This window comes from Labilibaculum sp. DW002, from assembly GCF_029029525.1.
In the GTDB taxonomy this organism is placed as follows: Bacteria; Bacteroidota; Bacteroidia; order Bacteroidales; family Marinifilaceae; genus Paralabilibaculum; species Paralabilibaculum antarcticum.
The window spans coordinates 77104-95418 of sequence record NZ_JAKJSC010000009.1 but is presented as its reverse complement, the minus strand read 5'-3'; the positions used below and the strand labels follow the sequence as shown (position 1 = coordinate 95418).

Annotated in this window: 18 protein-coding genes; 11 read left to right on the top strand and 7 right to left on the bottom strand. The window is 33.9% G+C overall.

The features are described 5' to 3' along the window. Window positions 1-2: 2 nt before the first annotated feature. The 6 genes from L3049_RS20020 to L3049_RS19995 all read left to right on the top strand — a co-directional run bounded on the left by L3049_RS20020 (window position 3) and on the right by L3049_RS19995 (window position 5047). The gene (locus L3049_RS20020; RefSeq protein WP_275111613.1) at window positions 3-536 is read left to right on the top strand and encodes a 4Fe-4S dicluster domain-containing protein; all 534 of its coding nucleotides are present in this window, start codon (window positions 3-5) and stop codon (window positions 534-536) included. A gap of 13 nt (window positions 537-549) precedes the next feature. After that, a complete protein-coding gene (gene nrfD / locus L3049_RS20015; protein ID WP_275111612.1) occupies window positions 550-1491 on the top strand; it encodes an NrfD/PsrC family molybdoenzyme membrane anchor subunit in 942 nt (313 codons plus the stop codon). A gap of 63 nt (window positions 1492-1554) precedes the next feature. After that, a complete protein-coding gene (locus L3049_RS20010; RefSeq protein WP_275111611.1) occupies window positions 1555-2079 on the top strand; it encodes a YeeE/YedE thiosulfate transporter family protein in 525 nt (174 codons plus the stop codon). Between the two features lie 26 nt (window positions 2080-2105). Next, window positions 2106-2696 (top strand): YeeE/YedE thiosulfate transporter family protein, encoded by a 591-nt coding sequence (locus L3049_RS20005; RefSeq protein WP_275111610.1) that lies wholly within the window; start codon window positions 2106-2108, stop codon window positions 2694-2696. Window positions 2697-2774: 78 nt separating this feature from the next. Further along, window positions 2775-3395 carry a rhodanese-like domain-containing protein gene (locus L3049_RS20000; RefSeq protein ID WP_275111609.1) on the top strand — a complete coding sequence of 207 codons (621 nt, stop codon included), beginning with the start codon at window positions 2775-2777 and terminating at the stop codon, window positions 3393-3395. A 344-nt stretch (window positions 3396-3739) separates the two neighbouring features. Further along, window positions 3740-5047 carry an OmpP1/FadL family transporter gene (locus L3049_RS19995; protein ID WP_275111608.1) on the top strand — a complete coding sequence of 436 codons (1308 nt, stop codon included), beginning with the start codon at window positions 3740-3742 and terminating at the stop codon, window positions 5045-5047. 73 nt (window positions 5048-5120) lie between these two features. Here the strand turns inward: L3049_RS19995 and L3049_RS19990 are convergent, their stop codons facing one another. Beyond that, a complete protein-coding gene (locus tag L3049_RS19990) occupies window positions 5121-6152 on the bottom strand; it encodes an ATP-grasp domain-containing protein (protein ID WP_275111607.1) in 1032 nt (343 codons plus the stop codon). Between the two features lie 165 nt (window positions 6153-6317). Here L3049_RS19990 and L3049_RS19985 point away from each other — a divergent pair, with 165 nt between their 5' ends. Further along, window positions 6318-6833 carry a DinB family protein gene (locus L3049_RS19985; RefSeq protein ID WP_275111606.1) on the top strand — a complete coding sequence of 172 codons (516 nt, stop codon included), beginning with the start codon at window positions 6318-6320 and terminating at the stop codon, window positions 6831-6833. Next, the gene (locus L3049_RS19980; RefSeq protein ID WP_275111605.1) at window positions 6821-7534 is read left to right on the top strand and encodes an NRDE family protein; all 714 of its coding nucleotides are present in this window, start codon (window positions 6821-6823) and stop codon (window positions 7532-7534) included. The genes L3049_RS19985 and L3049_RS19980 overlap by 13 nt, the downstream gene beginning before the upstream one ends. 30 nt (window positions 7535-7564) lie before the next feature. Here L3049_RS19980 and L3049_RS19975 read toward each other — a convergent pair whose 3' ends face one another. Both L3049_RS19975 and xerD read right to left on the bottom strand, forming a co-directional pair. Beyond that, window positions 7565-9223 (bottom strand): phosphoenolpyruvate carboxykinase (ATP), encoded by a 1659-nt coding sequence (locus L3049_RS19975; RefSeq protein ID WP_275111604.1) that lies wholly within the window; start codon window positions 9221-9223, stop codon window positions 7565-7567. Between the two features lie 419 nt (window positions 9224-9642). After that, window positions 9643-10548, bottom strand: coding sequence for a site-specific tyrosine recombinase XerD (gene xerD / locus L3049_RS19970; RefSeq protein ID WP_275111603.1), 906 nt, complete (start codon window positions 10546-10548; stop codon window positions 9643-9645). Window positions 10549-10731: 183 nt separating this feature from the next. Between xerD and aroQ the strand changes: the two genes are divergently transcribed. Beyond that, entirely contained in the window at window positions 10732-11163 is a 432-nt protein-coding gene (gene aroQ, locus L3049_RS19965; RefSeq protein WP_275111602.1) for a type II 3-dehydroquinate dehydratase, read from the top strand. Window positions 11164-11290: 127 nt separating this feature from the next. Beyond that, window positions 11291-12706, top strand: a complete 1416-nt coding sequence (gene pyk / locus L3049_RS19960; protein WP_275111601.1) for a pyruvate kinase — start codon at window positions 11291-11293, stop codon at window positions 12704-12706. Window positions 12707-12759: 53 nt separating this feature from the next. Here the strand turns inward: pyk and L3049_RS19955 are convergent, their stop codons facing one another. Genes L3049_RS19955 through L3049_RS19945 form a run of 3 tightly spaced genes read right to left on the bottom strand, consistent with a single transcriptional unit; the run spans window position 12760 to window position 15273 of the window. Continuing rightward, entirely contained in the window at window positions 12760-13323 is a 564-nt protein-coding gene (locus L3049_RS19955; RefSeq protein ID WP_275111600.1) for a HupE/UreJ family protein, read from the bottom strand. Window positions 13324-13327: 4 nt separating this feature from the next. Next, complete coding sequence (locus L3049_RS19950) at window positions 13328-14077, bottom strand: acyl-[acyl-carrier-protein] thioesterase (protein ID WP_275111599.1); 750 nt, start codon at window positions 14075-14077, stop codon at window positions 13328-13330. Next, window positions 14077-15273 carry a lipoprotein N-acyltransferase Lnb domain-containing protein gene (locus L3049_RS19945; protein ID WP_275111598.1) on the bottom strand — a complete coding sequence of 399 codons (1197 nt, stop codon included), beginning with the start codon at window positions 15271-15273 and terminating at the stop codon, window positions 14077-14079. The genes L3049_RS19950 and L3049_RS19945 overlap by 1 nt, the downstream gene beginning before the upstream one ends. 317 nt (window positions 15274-15590) lie before the next feature. On the opposite strand from L3049_RS19945, the gene L3049_RS19940 reads away from it, so the two are divergent. Next, a complete protein-coding gene (locus tag L3049_RS19940; RefSeq protein WP_275111597.1) occupies window positions 15591-17663 on the top strand; it encodes a tetratricopeptide repeat-containing sensor histidine kinase in 2073 nt (690 codons plus the stop codon). A gap of 7 nt (window positions 17664-17670) precedes the next feature. Here L3049_RS19940 and lolA1 read toward each other — a convergent pair whose 3' ends face one another. Beyond that, window positions 17671-18312, bottom strand: coding sequence for an outer membrane lipoprotein periplasmic chaperone LolA1 (gene lolA1, locus L3049_RS19935; protein WP_275111596.1), 642 nt, complete (start codon window positions 18310-18312; stop codon window positions 17671-17673). Window positions 18313-18315: the final 3 nt, after the last annotated feature.

Below are 18315 nucleotides of genomic sequence, written 5' to 3'. Positions count from 1 at the left end.
CTATGAGATATGCAATGGCTATCGATACCAAAAAGTGTGTAGGCTGCAGCGACTGTGTAGTCGCTTGCCAAACGGAGAATGATGTGCCGATTGGTTACTGCCGCGACTGGGTTGTAGAGGTAATGGATGGAACCTACCCTCAGCTTGAAATGGAAATCCGTTCTGAGCGATGTAACCACTGTGAAAATTCACCTTGTGTGCGTTGTTGTCCAACAGGAGCCAGTCATTATGGCGAAGGTGGTATTGTACTTGTTACAGAAAATAAGTGTATAGGTTGTAGTGCTTGTATTACATCTTGTCCATATGATGCACGTTTTGTTCACCCTAAAGGATATGTAGATAAATGTACTTTCTGTTTGCACCGAGTGAAAAAAGGATTGCAGCCAGCTTGTGTTGCTGTTTGTCCTACAAAGTGTATGTATTTTGGCGATTTGGACGATCCCAGATCTGAAGTTTCAGAAATCTTGAAAAAGAGAAAGCATAAAACCTTAATTCCAGAGGCCGGTACAAAACCTCAATTGTATTTCCTAATCTGAAAAAACTAACAAAATGCGTGAAGAAATAATTGTTAGTGGTAGAAATAACCCGCTTATCGATCCCCAACTTCATATTTGGCATTGGGAGATTCCAACTTATTTATTTTTGGGAGGTTTAGCGGCTGGATTACTATTTTTTGCGGCTTTGTATTATCTAAGAGGCAAAGAAAGTGAATACAGCACAGCAGTTAAAATTGCACCTATGTTGGCTCCAATAGCATTAGTTCTCGGATTGATTGCTCTATTTTTAGATCTGCACCACAAGCTTTATTTTTGGAGACTCTACACAACTATTAAGTTGGAATCGCCAATGTCGTGGGGTGCATGGACTTTAATGTTAGTGACACCATTATCAATGCTATGGTGTGCCCTGCATATTAAAGAATTATTCCCAAAGTGGGATTGGAAATTTGATATCATAAAAGATGTTCTGGCTTTCTTCGAAAAGCAAAAGATCGTTTTGGCTTGGATCATGTTAATTTCATCTGCTATACTTGGTATATATACCGGAATTCTATTTTCAGCCTTTAATGCACGTCCACTTTGGAACACGTCCATCTTAGGACCATTGTTTTTAGCTTCGGGATTATCAGCAGGTTCTGCTATCACCATCTGGTTATCGAAAAATCATGATGAGAGAAAACGTTTTGCTCAGTTAGATCTAATGATTATTGGAGTTGAGTTATTCTTAATTGTCCACATGTTCATGGGATTCTTAGCAAGTTCACAAGTTCAAATCGAAGCGGCTAATTTATTCTTAGGAGGCCCTTATACAGCTCCTTTCTGGATTTTTGTTGTTATTCTGGGAATGATTGTTCCGGCAATACTTGAGATTTTAGAACTGCGTAAATTTAAAATACCAGTTGTTATTCCAGTTGTTTTGGTTTTGTTCGGTAGCTTAATGTTACGATTCATTATCGCCTATGCTGGTCAGGCAAGTCGCTGGCTTTATTAAAATTATAATTAAGAATTTATAATCTTTTCTCAATTCAGATTGAGATAGTAAAATATAAATCATATGAACGAAGTAAAGAAAACTAAATATTGGAACCCATATATCGGTGGTATAATGCTGGGTTTGGTTCTTTTATCTGCCAATTTTATTTCTGGTAGAGGACTAGGTGCTAGTGGAGCTATTAAAAGTGCAGTGGTTACTACGGTAAATACCGTTATGCCATCTCACGCTGAAAACTCTGCTTTTTATTCAGAATATAATGAGTCACATCCTGGTAACCCGATGAAATCATGGTTGGTTTTTCAAGTTTTTGGTGTTTTAGTGGGTGGATTTTTATCAGGAACTTTTGCGAAAAGATTAAAGTTTAAGGTGGAACATTCACCTAAAATCTCTTCAAAAAGAAGATTGATTTTTGCTCTGTTAGGTGGTGCTTTATTTGGATTTGGTTCTCAGTTAGGACGAGGTTGTACTTCAGGTTCTGCACTTAGCGGAATGGCCGTTTTATCCCTTGGTGGATTTATAACAATGGCCTGTATTTTCGGAACAGCATTTGCCTTGGCATATTTTTTTCGTAAAAACTGGATTTAATTATTAATGTAATAAAGAAATAAATTATGGGACCATTAGTAGTAAATGAATTTATTTCTCCGGACACGAACCTGTTCTTAGCCTTTTTAATAGGTATTGGTTTCGGATTCGTATTAGAATCAAGTGGCTTTTCATCCAGCAGAAAATTAGCTGGTATGTTTTACGGTTACGACACAACAGTATTAAAAGTCTTTTTTACGGCGGCTATTACAGCACTGGTAGGCATGTTATTTTTCAGCCTTTTTGGCTGGGTCGATCTAGATCTAATTTATATTAATCCAACATTCTTACATTCTGCTATTGTAGGAGGTGTAATTATGGGTGTTGGCTTTATTATGGGTGGCTTTTGCCCTGGAACAGCCTTTTGTGCTATCTCAATTGGTAAGCTTGATGCACTAGCATTTATTGGCGGACTTTTCTTGGGAATCGTTATTTTTACAGAAGGTTATCCTCTGTTCGAAGAGCTTTACAAAGCTGAGTTTATTGGTGCTCCAACTATGAATGAAATATTGGATATTCCAAGAGGAGTGTTCGCACTTGGATTGATACTGGTTGCATTCGGTATGTTTTGGGTTGGTGAATGGGCTGAAAAGAAATTTCCTAGGGAGGAGTATTAATTTTTGAAGAGAAATTTTGACTAAAAAGAGATTTTAAATTAACTTGATTTAAGGTCAGGTAACTTAAAAAACAATCATATGAAAATGAGATTGATATTAGCCTCAGTTTTAATTCCTTTAGGAATTATAATAGCTGCAGTACCAGAAAATACAACAAAAGCTTATAAGTTAACTGCTGAAGAGTTACTTGTAGAAGCGCAGGAGGGGGCTCAGTTTATGAGTACTGACGAAATTGCTGATGCTTTGGTTCAGAAAGATCCATCTTTTCGATTGATTGATGTACGTGCTCAAGATGAGTATGAAAAATTCCATTTACCAAATGCAATCAATATCCCATTAACAGATATTTTATCAGACGAATGGGCCGACTATCTGGATCAAGATGTAAAAATGAATATATTCTATTCTAACGGGAATCTAAAATCTAACGAAGCATGGATGATTACGCGTCAGTTAGGGTTTGAGAACAATTACGTGATGCAGGGTGGTTTAAATTATTGGGCAGAAACAATTATGAACCCAACGGCCCCGGCATCTACGAGTCCTGATGATGAGATTGCCAAGTACGATTTTCGTAAAGGTGCGAGTATGGCATTAGGTGGTGGTAGTGCAGTCATTTCGAATGCAAAAGCCAGTACTACAGTAAAACCAAAAATCAAGAAAAGAAAAAAGAAGAAAAAAGTAGCTGGGGGATGTTAAATTTTGCATTCCAATATAAAAAGCCTTTTCGATTAATTTCGGAGAGGCTTTTTTGTTTCTATATCATTTGAAAAACAGGAAAATGAATAGACATTTATCGATGCAGTAATTGGATAATATCAGTTGTGTTATTGATTTAATTCTAGATTTAGAACTGTCTTATTTACAATGGGTTAAAATAGTGTTTCTATCATAAAAACGACTTTGGTAAACACCTAATATTTAGATAGTTTGAGATGTGATAGGATTGATATCTAGATATATGATATAAAACATGTATGGATAATTATAGAGTTTGTATTTTGTTCATGAATCCTAATGGAAAACCTAAATTAAAATAGAATATGAAAACGACTACTAAAATTATTTTTTCAGCCTTATTTGTACTAGCTGGAATTTTTTCGACTCAACCTGTTAAGGCAACGGATGGGTATTTTGGAGTGGGATATGGCGCTCAAAATAAAGGTTTAGCTGGAGCAGGTATTGCTTGGTACAAAAACTCGTTAATTAACGGTAATCCTGCAGGTCATGTATTTCTTGGAAAACAGTACCAAGTAGGTGTTGGTTTTTTTAACCCCAATCGTGAATATACTGTAACAGGAAATCCGTCTCCACGACCAGCATTTGGCTTGGCACCGGGGACTGTCGAAAGTGACAGTAAAATTTTCTTTATCCCTAATTTCGGTGCTAACTGGATGCTTAATGAAAAAAGTAGCTTTTCTGTAGCAATGTATGGTAATGGTGGTATGAATACGGATTATCCTACAATGACTTTTGGTGATACAAGTTCTGAAACTACTGGTGTAGATCTTGGGCAAATGTTTGTTGGTTTAACTTATTCAAGAAAAATTGCTGAGAAACATAGCTTTGGTGTTACTGCTATTGCTGCTTACCAATATTTTGAAGCTAAAGGATTAGGTGCTTTTGGACAAAATGGAATGTCAAGTGATATGACCAAATTAACAGATAATGGTCATGATAACGCATTTGGAGTAGGATTTAAGTTAGGTTACCTAGGTCAATTAAGCGAAAAACTGAGTATTGGTGCTAGCTACCAAACGATGGTATATATGAGTGAGTTTGATGATTATGCTGGTCTTTTTGCAGAGCAGGGAGATTTTAATATTCCATCAACTTGGACTGTAGGTTTAGCATATCAAGCTAATGAGAATTGGGTATTTGCAGCAGATTTCAAGCGTATTAATTATAAGGATGTTGCGTCTGTTTCTAATAAAATGCGTACTCCAATGGATCCTGCATTTACTCCTCTAGGTTCTGATAAAGGTGCTGGTTTTGGTTGGGAAGATATCAACGTTATTAAAGTTGGTGCTGAGTATGCTGGGATTGATACTTGGACTTTAAGAGCTGGTTATTCACATTGTGATCAACCTATTAAAAAATCAGAAGTTTTATTTAATATTTTAGCTCCTGGTATCATCGAAGATCATATCACAATTGGTTGCTCTAAAGCAATTGGAGATTCTGGAAAAGCGCTTCACCTTGCATTGGTATATGCTATGCCTGCAAGTGTAAAAGGTTATAACCCAATGGATTTTGATGCTGCTCAAGCTATGCAAGGAAATATGGTTCCTAATCAAACAATTGAGTTAGAAATGAATCAAATCGAAGTAGAGATTGCATTTACTTTCTAGATAATATACAATGAACTAAAAAGAGGTTTCCCATATGGGAAACCTCTTTTTTTTGTGACTACAATTGCTATCATTATTTCTTTAAAAACAGATGTTGGTAAAGCCCTTTCAGTAACATACCAAATGGTTCTGGTTTAACTCCTAGTTTCCTATTTTCTTTACTGATTTCATAAATCAGATTCATGTGTTTAATCACCTCTCTGTAGGCATTAAATAAAGAATAATCAGGATCGTAAATATGTGCAGGTTCTGAATTTGTGCCATTAATTTCTAATATTTTGATATTCTCGCCTTCATATAAATCTTTAATACTATTAACTTTTATATCAAAACGACCATAGTCGTATCCTTTTAATGGTTTTGAAATATTTCTAAAAACGGCAACCAATTGATCGTTTATCAAGTGATTTCCATCTAAGAATTTTGTGCCTCGATTATGGTTTCCAATGGGTTCAAGTTTGTAGCTAATACCCGATGGGATTACTTGTTTCCATTTGGATTTGTATTTTTTTCTAAGGTATGATATTCTTCCTTTAGCTCTAATGTTTTCCCGCACTAAATCACCAAATTTAGCTTTTCCATTACCTGTAATGCTAAGAAATTCTTTTCTAACGATAGATGTAATTCCATCTTTTAACGTAATGGGAAACCGATGATAGAAAATGCCAAGTTCAATTGGAAAATCGATAAACTCTTGCACCAGAATATCTTGGTTTTGTGAATTTAAAAAAGATTCCAAATCTTTTTCTGAATCAATTTTTTCAACCCCAATTCCTCTTTCTCCAACATTAGGTTTACACACAATGGGAAAAGAAAAGTTCATTTTCTGCATTTGCTCAACAATGCTAGGAGCACTACTTCCTTTTTCTGATAAGAAGCCTTTAGGAATGTATTTTGCTTCTAATAAATCTAAAATTTCCATTTTATCCATTCCAAATGCACCTCCATACTTCATTCCTGGATTAGCAGCTGTAAAATACGAAAAGGATCGAGCTTTAATAGCTAAATACAATCCATAGCCATACACGGGAAAATAGAAAATCCAGAAGGGCCAAAATTCGAAGTGAAACCATTTTGAGAGATAGAAAGGAAATTTAATTTTCATAGGCAGAGGAAGTAAAATGTTGTTAGAAAATGTTGTTTTAAATCCCAAAGTACAGAATATTGTAATTCAACCGACATTCAAACAATAATAAAATGCTTTGTTATGATTTATTTTGATTATTTGATATCTTGTATCAAGTAAATAATAACTATTCATATTTATTTTATGCAAATCTTATCAGCATCTAAAACCATTATAAATCAGCTAATAAATTTATGCGAAGATTTATCAGAGGAGCAATATTCTGCTTCGCTAGATCTTTTAATGCATAATTCAATAGGCAAGCACATTCGTCATATTGTTGAATTCTATGATATTTTAAAGGACAGCTGCCTTCAAAAAAGTGAATTAAGTTACGATAGGCGAGAGCATTGCTCTAGAACAGAAAAGAAAAAGTGTGTGGCCGTGGATAGATTCAATGAGGTTTTGAATTGGTTTGATCAAATAAATTCTGATGCTCAACTAAAGCTGATCGTGAGTTACGATAAACTTCAAAAAGACGGTTTTGCCATAAATACTAGTTTAGAAAGAGAATTGGTTTATAATATCGAGCATGCAATTCATCATATGGCAATTATTCGAATCGCAATAGAAAAGGAATTTACTGATATTAAGCTGAATGATGATTTTGGGATCGCCTATTCGACCATTAGATTTAGAGATGATTTATGTGCACGTTAACTTATATCCCAATTGGTTCTGAAGACTTTTACTTTACGACAAATAGAGATGAAAGTCCTTTAAGAGAGGCTTTGTTTCCTAAAATATATCAAATAGATAGTGGTGAGGTTCTATTTCCAAAGGATAAACTGGCAGAGGGAACTTGGATGATGTGTCACGAGAAAGGATTCTCTTCGTGTTTACTGAATGGAGCTTTCGAAAAACACGAGCACAAACCTCCCTATCGAATAAGTAGAGGTGTTATGGTTTTGGAGTACGGCAATTATTCTTCAGTTAAAGATTTTATATCAAATTTTTCCTTTAATAATATTGAACCATTTACATTTATTGTATTAAACTATGTAAACGAAAGAGTTTTAGAAGAAGTACGATGGGATGGTGTATCGGTTCATTATCGGAAATTGGATACAGCAAAATCTTATATCTGGTCATCATCAACCTTATATAACAAAGGTGCAAGAAGTATGCGTCAAAAATGGTTTGATGACTGGTTGACAAAAACGACCGTTTTTTCTAAGGAAACTATTTTAAACTTTCACACTCAAACAGGAAAGGATGACCCGATTAATGGGATCGTGATGAATAGAAAAGAGAAGGTGAAAACACTTTGTGTAACTCAGATAAGAAAAGAGGAGAATGTGCTTCAGATGTCATATTACGACTTTGAGATGAAGAAGTTGACAGATTATCCTTTTAAATAAAAAGAGCCTCCTAAGAGGCTCTTTTGTTATTTATTTACCAGGACATTGAGAAATTACATTAGGATCAAGATTTTGTTGACCATAGGATTTGTCAAAGTCTTTTGAAAATTTCATGGCTAATTTTTCAGCCGTTTTCTGATATTTATCTTTGTCTTTCCAAGTGTTAACAGGACTAAGAATTTCTGTTGGTACACCTTCACAACTTGTAGGTACATTAACATGGAAAAGTTTGTTTTCAATAAATTCTCCAGAATTTAATTTCCCCTTTAAAGCTGCATCTACCATAGCTCTGGTATACTTTAGTTTTATTCTTGAACCGGTACCATAAGAACCACCGCTCCAGCCAGTGTTGATAAGGAAAACATTTGTGTTGTGTTGTTCCATCTTTTCACCTAGCATTTCAGCGTATATGTTTGGATTGCAAGGCATAAAAGGTTGACCGAAAAATCTAGAGAATGTAGCTTGAGGCTCAGTAACTCCGGTTTCGGTACCTGCCAATTTTGAGGTATATCCCATTAAGAACCAAAGCATAGCTTGTTCCTTAGTCAGTTTCGAAATTGGAGGAATAACACCATAAGCATCAGCAGTTAAGAACAAGATCGTATTTGGATGCCCAGAAACTGAACTTTCTTTTATGTTTTCAAGGAACGACAATGGATAACTAGCTCTTGAATTTGGAGTATAGCGAGCATCAAAAAAGTCAATATCTCCATTAGGATATATCATTGCATTCTCGATGATAGAACCATGTTTTGTATACTCGGCATCGTGCATAACAGCCTTGTAAATTTCAGGCTCATTTTCTGGCTTGATATCAATCATTTTTGCATAACAACCATTTTCAAAGTTGAAAATACCATTATCACTCCATCCGTGCTCATCATCACCTAATAATGCTCTTTCAGGATCTGCTGATAAAGTTGTTTTACCTGTTCCCGAAAGACCTAGCAGAAGTGCTGAATCACCATTTTTTCCTTCATTAGCAGAACAGTGTAATGGTAACACTCCTTTAAATGGTAAATAGTAATTCATGACAGTAAACATTAGTTTCTTCATACTTCCCATGTAAGAGGAACCATAAACAATACCAATTTTCTTATCAAAATCCACTACCACACAAATATCAGAAGTTTCTCCATTTGGCATGTCTCGTACCAAACCTTTGTAACGATCTTTATCTAATTTATCATTAGGAAGAGCAATTAAAAAGAATTCATCGTCGGCAAAAACAGATTTGTTTAGATCTTCAGGTATTGGTCTAAACATATTGTCTATAAACACCTGATTTAAGGCTTTGTCGCAAATGGTTTTTACAGGTAGTGCAAATTTAGAATCAGCGCCAATTACTCTGTCGGTTGTGAAAAGTGTTTCTTTCTTATCGATTACTTTTAAAGCATCTTCAAGAATTAACGCAAACGTTTGCGGGTTCATACCGATATTATTGGCTGAAGACCAGTCAATATGCAATTCGCTTTCAGGATTTTTAACAATGTAAGTGTCTTTAGGACTTCTTCCAGTTGAATGTGCTGGAGTCCATGTAGCCAATGTCCCATTGTTAGTTACGATAGCTTCCTTATTTTCTACAGCCTGAGAAATAAGTTCCTCTCTAGAGATATTTTCTCTAAGATTAGAGTGCTTTTGTAATGATTTTTTTAAATCTTCAATCATACTGATTTCGATGACGTTCATGTGATATTTGTTTAAGTTTGGAGCTCAAACATATGACTATATATAAACAAATCCTACTATGTAGATAATTTTTATGAACTTTTTTTATATTATTTCTAAATAAGATTTCGTACTTTTATCGTGGGAAAGATTGATCTGAATGCGTTCATATACAGGACTATTCAGGATTTTAATCTTTTTTTTTGTTTAAGATAATCTTCTGTGGCTCTTGAAATACAAACGTTTGCGCTATTTTTATTATTTTAAGTAAGCAGATAATTTCCCCATCAATTGTATTTCATATTAAGTTTTAAAAAAAATCTATATCGTACGTTAATGAGTAGAAAAAAACCTCCAAAAGAATAACTTTTGAAGGTTTTGAAGTATGAAATTGCAATTTAACCAATTACCTGTTGTCAATAATGGTTTGCGATTACAAATTAGTCCTTAGATCTTGGATGACAGTTTTTAATCGTCTCTTTTAAATAATCTCTATCTAAATGTGTATAGATTTCAGTTGTTAAAATAGACTCATGCCCTAACATTTCCTGTACGGCTCTAAGATCTGCTCCACCTTCAACAAGATGAGATGCAAAAGAGTGACGGAAAGTATGAGGAGAAACATTTTTAGTCAAACCAACTTTCTTTGAAAGATTCTTAATGATAGTGAAAATCATAACACGAGAAAGTTTGCGACCTCTACGGTTAAGGAATAAGATATCCTCGCTGTCCTTATCGATGTTTAATTTACCTCTGTAATTCTTAAGGTAAAGTTTGATTTCTTTTTTAGCTCTCTTTCCAATTGGAATTAAACGCTCTTTGTTTCCTTTACCATGAATTTTAATAAATCCCATTCTGAAATGAAGATTCGAAACACGAAGATCTATTAATTCAGAAACACGAAGACCACAAGAATAAAGAGTCTCAAGAATAGCTCTGTTTCTTTGTCCTTCAGATTTGTTTGTGTCAACAGCCTTTACAAGTACGTCAATTTCTTCTACCGTCAGAGTATGAGGAAGTTTACGTCCAATTTTTGGAGCTTCTAATAAAGCAGTTGGGTTTCTGTCAATAACTTCTTCAAGTAATAAATACTTGAAATAAGCTTTAATACCAGAAATAACACGGGCTTGAGTTCTAGGACTGGTACCTGCATCATTAATCCAGGTAACAAAATCTTTTAGGTCCTGCAAAACAACTTCAACCGGAGCGACAGTTCTACCTTGCTCTTTAAAAAAAGTTGTTAGTTTTGTAATGTCATTGATGTAAGCATCAATAGAATTCTTCGACAATGACTTCTCCAATGTGAGATAAGTCTTGAAATTCTCAATTGTTGTTGTCCAATTCATTTCAATTAATTTTAAGTATGTAGTTTAGTTGTAAGTAATATCATTTTATTCTTAGATTTACTCAATTAGTAATAAGATACGGAATCTTTATGATAAAACTTGTCTGCAATTTAAAAAAATATTACGTAAGGTGGAAAGTTTTATAATAGCGGTTTATGTTTAACCTTAAAATCCTTTGACTAAATGAATTTTTTGATCATTAATGGGCCAAACCTTAATTTGCTTGGAACCCGCGAAAAATCTATATATGGAGAAGTTTCCTTTGAAACTTATTTTCAACAACTAAAAGAGAAATATGATAAGGTAAACCTAGAGTATTATCAGTCAAATATTGAAGGTGAGTTGATTAACGAAATACATCGTGTAGGATTCTCATACGATGGTATAATAATCAATGCGGGTGCTTACACTCATACTTCGCTAGCGCTTGCGGATGCTATTGCTGCAGTTAATATGCCTGTAATTGAAGTTCATATTTCGAATGTGCATAAAAGAGAGGAACTTAGGCATAAAACCATGATTGGAAAGTGCTGTTTAGGAACCATTTCAGGTTTTGGACTTGATTCTTATCGATTGGGATTAGAAGGATTGTTAAATCATTGTGATAAAAGGTAAGTTATTTTTGATAAATGGAATTTTTCGTATGTTTTAGATTATATAGAACTTCTTTAAGCAAATTATATAGCTAGTGAGAATTTGAGTACCTTTGCTGTGCCAAAACTAATATTGAAAGAGTAACTCGATGAAGAAGCACACAAAAATTATTGCGACTATCTCCGACAAAAAATGCGATGTGGGATTTTTAACCCAGCTGTTTGAGGAAGGAATGAATGTTGTTCGACTTAACACAGCTCATCAAACTCATGATGATGCGATGAAGGTTATTGAGAACGTTAGAAAAGTTTCTGATAGAATAGCCCTACTTGTTGATACAAAAGGTCCGGAAATTAGAACTGTTGATGTTGAAACTGAACTAGACCTTAAAAAAGGTGATCGGATTAAAATGCAAGGAAAAGGTGGTCCTGAATGTAAGGATGTTTGCCTTAGAGTGAGTTATGAAGGATTTGTAAATGATATAGAAGTAGGAAATAAGATTTTGATTGATGATGGCGACTTGGAGTTGGCTGTTATTGAGAAAACAGAAAATTATTTGTTGGTTGAAGCTCAGAATGAAGGAACTTTAAAGAATAGGAAGAGTGTAAATATCCCTGGTGTTTCTATCAACTTACCTTCATTGAGTGATAAGGATAGAGACTTTATTCAATTTGCTATAGACGAAGATATTGATTTTATTGCCCACTCATTTGTTCGTAAGAAAGAAGATGTTTTGGAAATCCAGAAGATTCTTGATGCCAGAGATTCCAAAATTAAGATTATTGCTAAAATAGAGAATCAAGAAGGCGTAGATAACATTGATGAGATACTTGAATATGTGTATGGCGTGATGGTTGCTCGAGGCGATTTGGCAATTGAAATACCTGCTGCTAAAATTCCTGTCATACAAAGAGAAATAGTTCGTAAATGTATCGATGCTAAAAAATCGGTGATTATTGCGACTCAAATGTTGCATTCTATGATAGAGAATCCTCGCCCTACACGTGCTGAGGTAAGTGATATTGCGAATGCGATATACAATAGAACAGATGCAATCATGTTAAGTGGTGAGACAGCTTATGGCGACTATCCTGTTGAGGCAGTTCGAACAATGAAGGAGGTTGCGATTGAAGTTGAAAAGGAACTATTTCCTGATACGCGTAAAAACTTTGTGCGTGTTAATCAAGAACTTCCTATTATCTTGGCACGTTCTGCTGTTAATGCAGCTCAATTTCTACCAGCAAAGGCTATTGTGACAGATACACTTACTGGTCGAACAGGACGTTATTTATCGGCCTACAGGGGAACGGTTCCGGTATATGCTCAATGTTATTCGAAGCGTGCTATGAGAGAGTTGGCTTTATCTTATGGTGTTGAGGCCGATTACAAAAAGTTACTTGCGAGCCGTGATGAATATGTGAAACAATCGATGTTGACATTAATGAATAAAGGCTACTTTACCAGTGAAGATACTGTTGTGATTTTAGGAGGAAGTTTTGGACCATCGAAAGGTGTGAGTTTTATGGAAATATCTAATGTTTATCAATTGACTCATAAAGTATAAGGATTAGATCCCCCCAAAAAAAATGCGAATCATTTGATTCGCATTTTTTTTTGTTAGTATCTTAAATAAATAAGGACTAGCGCAATGCCAATGCCAATTCCTGAAACTACCAGATTAAAACTTCGCCTGTCTGTTTTAAAGACTAACATGGTTAATGAGGAGAGAAGCATGCTAACAAATGAAATTAGTAGGTAAGATAATGTGGCTCCTAAATTGTAACCGATAAACGGATAGATTGTAAAACTACTACCTGAATGTCTTTGGTAATGAAGGTGAATACCAATGCCTAATACGATTCCTAGTAATGCAAAGAAATTGTATCGAAGGGTAGAGGCAGAACCATTACTAACCATTAAATTTTGTATCCCAATTGCAAGTATTGCTGTTGCTAACAGCAATTTAATTGTAGCTGTTGATAAATTTAGGATGTCTAAATTACATACCAAGAGTCCTACTATGGATCCAATTGTTAATGCTAAAAATAAAGATAAGTAGGCTTTCCAATCCCTTAATTGAAATGTAACGCCAAATAAAACCAAAAGCATAAATGGTTCAAATGATGAAAAAGAAATCAAATGGTAAAAAGCGATCTCTAAGTTTGAAAGAATTGCATTCATAATTTTATTTCCAGTTTATTACTGCTCGGCAGTGCTCCCGATTTGTATTGTTGTTTTTGATAACTATTTCTGATCGATTTGTTGGATCAGATTGAAAAATTTTTAATTCATCTTCCAGTTTTGTTTCATGTAGGAAATTAATTTCTAATTGTTCAATTTCTTTATGCCGAAGAAATTCTAGCGGACATGAATCAATAATCCATTTAATGTATTTCACATTGTTTACATGTTGGTTAAAGTCTATATCACTATAGTGGATTGGAATGTTCTCTTTTGGGAAAAGTTCTTCAGTGATCTGCAGTTTACCAAGGGTATTTTCAAAAAGTGGACTTACAGCATTGAAAGGCATTTTTTCTACTATTTTTTGTGGGCGTACTGGTCTTTTATTTAGGATGTTAACAATAAGCCACGAAGAGCTGGCCATTGCTATGGTTTCTCCTTTCGAATTATAGATTTTAAATTCACGATTCCCAAATAGACCATCTGTCCCGATCGACCAGGTTTCAATTTCAATTTTATCTTTCCAAACTGGGAAATGGATCATCTTTATTTTCAGTCGAGAGAGCACCCATGCCATATTATTGGCTTTTAAATCATCAATTCCTTGATTTATCTCGTCAACGTGATTTCCTGCAATTTCCTGAAGGTAATTGCAAATGCTTGTTAATTTGGCTTTCCCATTTAAATCAGTATCGAAAGAGCCAATATGAAAACACCTCTTATATTTTGTTAGATTTTCGTTTACTGTTTCCATTAAATTAGTCTGTCTCTTAGTTTTTTAATGATATAGATTGAGCGAATTAGCAATAGAACCACCAATGGTAATATTTCATTTGGAAATGATTGAGGGAAAAATGGCCAAACGGCAATTATCAAGCTGAGAATTAATACTTGAATTAAAAAGTAATAGTATGTAAAAAGGCTTGTTCTTTTTCTTAGAAGTGTGAACGCAATTGGAAAATGAAGGGGAAAGGCCCATATGATATTCCAATTTGGACCAGTAGCTTGATGATCGGTGAAGAACCATAAAAAGATAATAAGCCAGCCCAAAAGACCACATGCTCCAAATAGAATCGTATCAAATACAAACAGATTTTTCTTCTTTTTTAAATAATATAGACTTAGAAATAAACCAATAATTGCAATTACGCCAAAAATAAATATTGGTCTTTTAAACCAATCAGTAGTGTGGAGTTGAATTTCTGGTTCTAAAATAACTTTTGTTGATTTTACCAAGTTGGTTTTTAGATCACCTTTAATAATTTTGGCTTCAGTAAATCCATCCATCATGTTGTCTGGCAGAAACATATATTGATATGGCGTAGCAACTTCATCACAAGGAATTCCTAGAGCTAGATGTATTCCTAAAAAGATCCATCTACTCTTAGCCATAAAAGGATCAAGTAAATTCCAAAATGTCTTTGGGCTTGGAGCTTCGGAATTAAAAACGAGTTCTCCATTAATATTGGCTTCAACAATATCTCTAATTCTAGTCGAGCAATTGTCAAACAGAAAATCGTATTTGTAATACCTGTTTTCTGGTTTGTAGTTATGTACGAGGGCGTTAAATAGTTGTTGTTTTTCTAAAGAATCAAGATTTAATACTTGTTCTACAATTCCTCTTTTTTCATCGGTGTATTCTTGCTTAAAACGATCTGTTGGACTATAGGATAGCATATAGTCTAACTTTCCCCGCGCAAATTTAGTGTAGAAATTTGGCGTGTTGAAATTAAAAGTACCGTAACCAAAAGTAATATCTAGCTTGTTGTCAGTGTCTTTTATTCGCAAGGCAGAATGTCCATAAAGGGAATACAATTCATCTCCAGGAGAACAAGTTAGTAAGCTAATCTCAGCATCCTGGGATAATTTTTGACCATATGTAAAGTTGTCTATTGTTAAAGTTAAAACAAGGAACAACAGAATTTTAAATGACGTTAATTTTAATCTCATAATTGGAATTGTTTACCTTTCGAAGATAACTAATTTTGCTGATTTTGGATGCTTTCTAAATGGACTAGTATAAAAATATTAACTAAATTTATTAAGAATAATTGTGACAGAAATAAATGAAAACAAAAGATGTTTTACTGCCTGTTTTTATTGGTAAATAATAGGCTTGATAACTAGTTGTTGTGCAGTGCTTTCCTCTTTTAGTTTGCTGAACTTGTTTTTTACTTCCTTCGTCAAATAAATGTATTTGATTACAGATGAATAAATTTTATTTAACATCTTTATAAGGCTATCTAAAACCAAATAAAACCTTGTAAATGCGAAGGATCTTATTCGTTATTATTTCTATTCATATTGCGTCTTTTGTTTACTCAGAAAACACCAAGCGAGACAGTCTTACTGTCTTATTGAAAGATTATTCAGATTCAAAAAATGAAGAATTGCTCTACAAGTTGGGTGAGGCTTATGTTTCTGTAAATCAAGATTCCTCAATTTACTACTTAGATCAGGTTCTGAACTCGAATTTATACGATTCAATAGATTATGCAAAAACTTACATTTTGCAAGGCAAGGCTTTGTATTTTAAATGTGATTATACTAACGCGATAGCTAAAGTTGAAAAAGCTCTAGAATTAAAAGATAAATTATCACTTACAGATAAGGCTTACTGTTACAATATTTTAGGAAATGCTTTTAGCAATATGGAAAACTATAAGCTTTCAATTAGCTCTTATTTGTCTAGCCTAAATGTTAGAAACCAATTAGCAGACACCTTATTGATTTCTCGCTCGTTGAATAATATTGGAAACGTGTATTTTCAACTTGAAGATTATAGCAATGCATTGCGTTACTATAATGAGTCTTTAGTATTTAAAAAGAAGGTTTCGGATCAAAAGGGTATTGCAGTAATTTATAATAATCAAGCCAATATTTATCATAAATTGGGAGAAAAAGCGAAGTCGATATCCTTTTACATAAAGGCTTTGGTAATTGCAGATGAATTAGATAATGTCGTTTGGAAGCCTACATTATTGGAAAATATAGGAAAATACTATCTGGATACAGAAGAGTATGATAAGAGTCTTGTTTATTATAGAAGAGCTCTTCTTGAGGGAGAAGCAAGAGATTCAAAAATTGATATTTCTAGTGTGAAGGCAGCACTTGGAAATGTTTTTCTTATGCGAGGAGAATACGACAAATCATTAGGTTTTTTGCAGGAAGCATTAAAAATTTCCAAAGAAATTAGTGTTCCAGTAATTGAGTTAGATTGTTATCAAAATTTAGCAAGCTTGTATGAGCACAAATCCAATTATAAGGAGAGTGTTTATTTTTATAAAAAATATGATAATTTGAAAGATAGCCTAAACAGGGTGAACAATAGCAGAGAAATTGCGGAAATACAATCAAAATATCAAGTCGAGCAATTTGACCGAGAAAATGAGATTCTTCGACAAAGAAATACAATTCAAAAGTTAGAGATTGACTCACAAAAGAATCGAACAACGCTCTTATCGGCAATAGGAGTTTTTGTGCTAGGTTTTGTTGTTTACTCCTTTTATGTTGCGAGAATTAGGAAAAAAGTTAATAGAATTCTTACTGATAAGAATAAAGTTATTTATCAGAAGAATAATGATTTATCCAATTTGAATTCTACTAAAGATCGGTTTTTATCTATTGTTGCTCATGATTTAAAAAATCCATTTAATGCAGTTCTGGGTTTTACTGATTTGTTAATGGATCGATATGAAGAATTGGATGATAGCATGCGACAAGAATACATAGAGATAATCCACAAATCTGCATCGCATGGATCTTTGTTGTTGGAAACTTTATTGACTTGGTCAAGATCTCAAATGGGAGTTATGAGTTACAATCCTGTTGGCTTGAATATCAACCAGCTTTTAAGGGATGAAATAGAGTCTCTAGAGGAAAAAGCTTTCGCAAAGAATATCGAGTTGTTCTTTCCTGAAAAAGAACCTGTATTGGTATTTATCGATACAGATATGATTCGTACTGTAATTCGGAATTTGGGAAATAATGCAATTAAATTCACAAATGAAAAAGGGAAGATTTCGTTCTCAGTTCAAATTGAAAATAGTCAAGCTCTAATTAAGGTTTCAGATAATGGAGTGGGAATTAATAAAGTGGACGCAGATAAGTTATTTATGCTGGATACTAATTATTCCACAGCAGGTACATTAAATGAAAAAGGAACTGGCTTAGGACTTATATTGTGCAAGGATTTCGTTGAGAAAAACAATGGAGAAATTGGAGTAGATAGTGAGCCTGGCAAAGGCAGTTGTTTTTGGTTTAGTTTGCCATTATTCGTCGAAAATGAGCATAAAAAAACCTCTACTCATAAAAGAGAAGAGGAAGTTTTAATTTCATAAGTTATAGTTATCTCATATCATTAATCTCAACGTCAGGATGTGACTCCTGATCAAAAACAAAATCACTAGCCGAAAAGCTAAGGTTTGGTGTAAGAGATTTTAGTACGATGTTAATGTTATTTCCATCTTTACCTACTGATTCTAGAGACTCAATTTGACTTTTAGCCTTGTTAATTCGTAAGCGAATGTGAGTGAATTCTTTTTCAGTATCCTTTGGAAAAAGGTCAATAACATGATAGCTTACATTACCTTTTGATTCTTCTTTTACATATTTATAAGAGAATCCACTTTCATAAATTGTAAAGATTTTAGAAGGATCTAAGCCACCATCTTCATCTTCTTCAGGTTCAGTAATGTTTACTTCTTCCGAATCAATCATATGAGAGTACAATGTTGCACCATCAAAATAATTGTCCGTACCCATTACTTTCAAACGGTATTTATCACCCATTAAAATAATGCTACCTTCAGATTCATCATGGATATTCTCTTCTTCGTTATCCATTGAAAAAGTAAATTCAGCTTTAATGCTTTTAAATTCTTTATTTTTTGCAGATACCTTATCCAATACCTCTTTGGCTTTATTATCTTGTGCTGACAGATTAAAGCATAGTATTCCTAAAAGTAGGATGCAGAAGACTCTTTTCATATT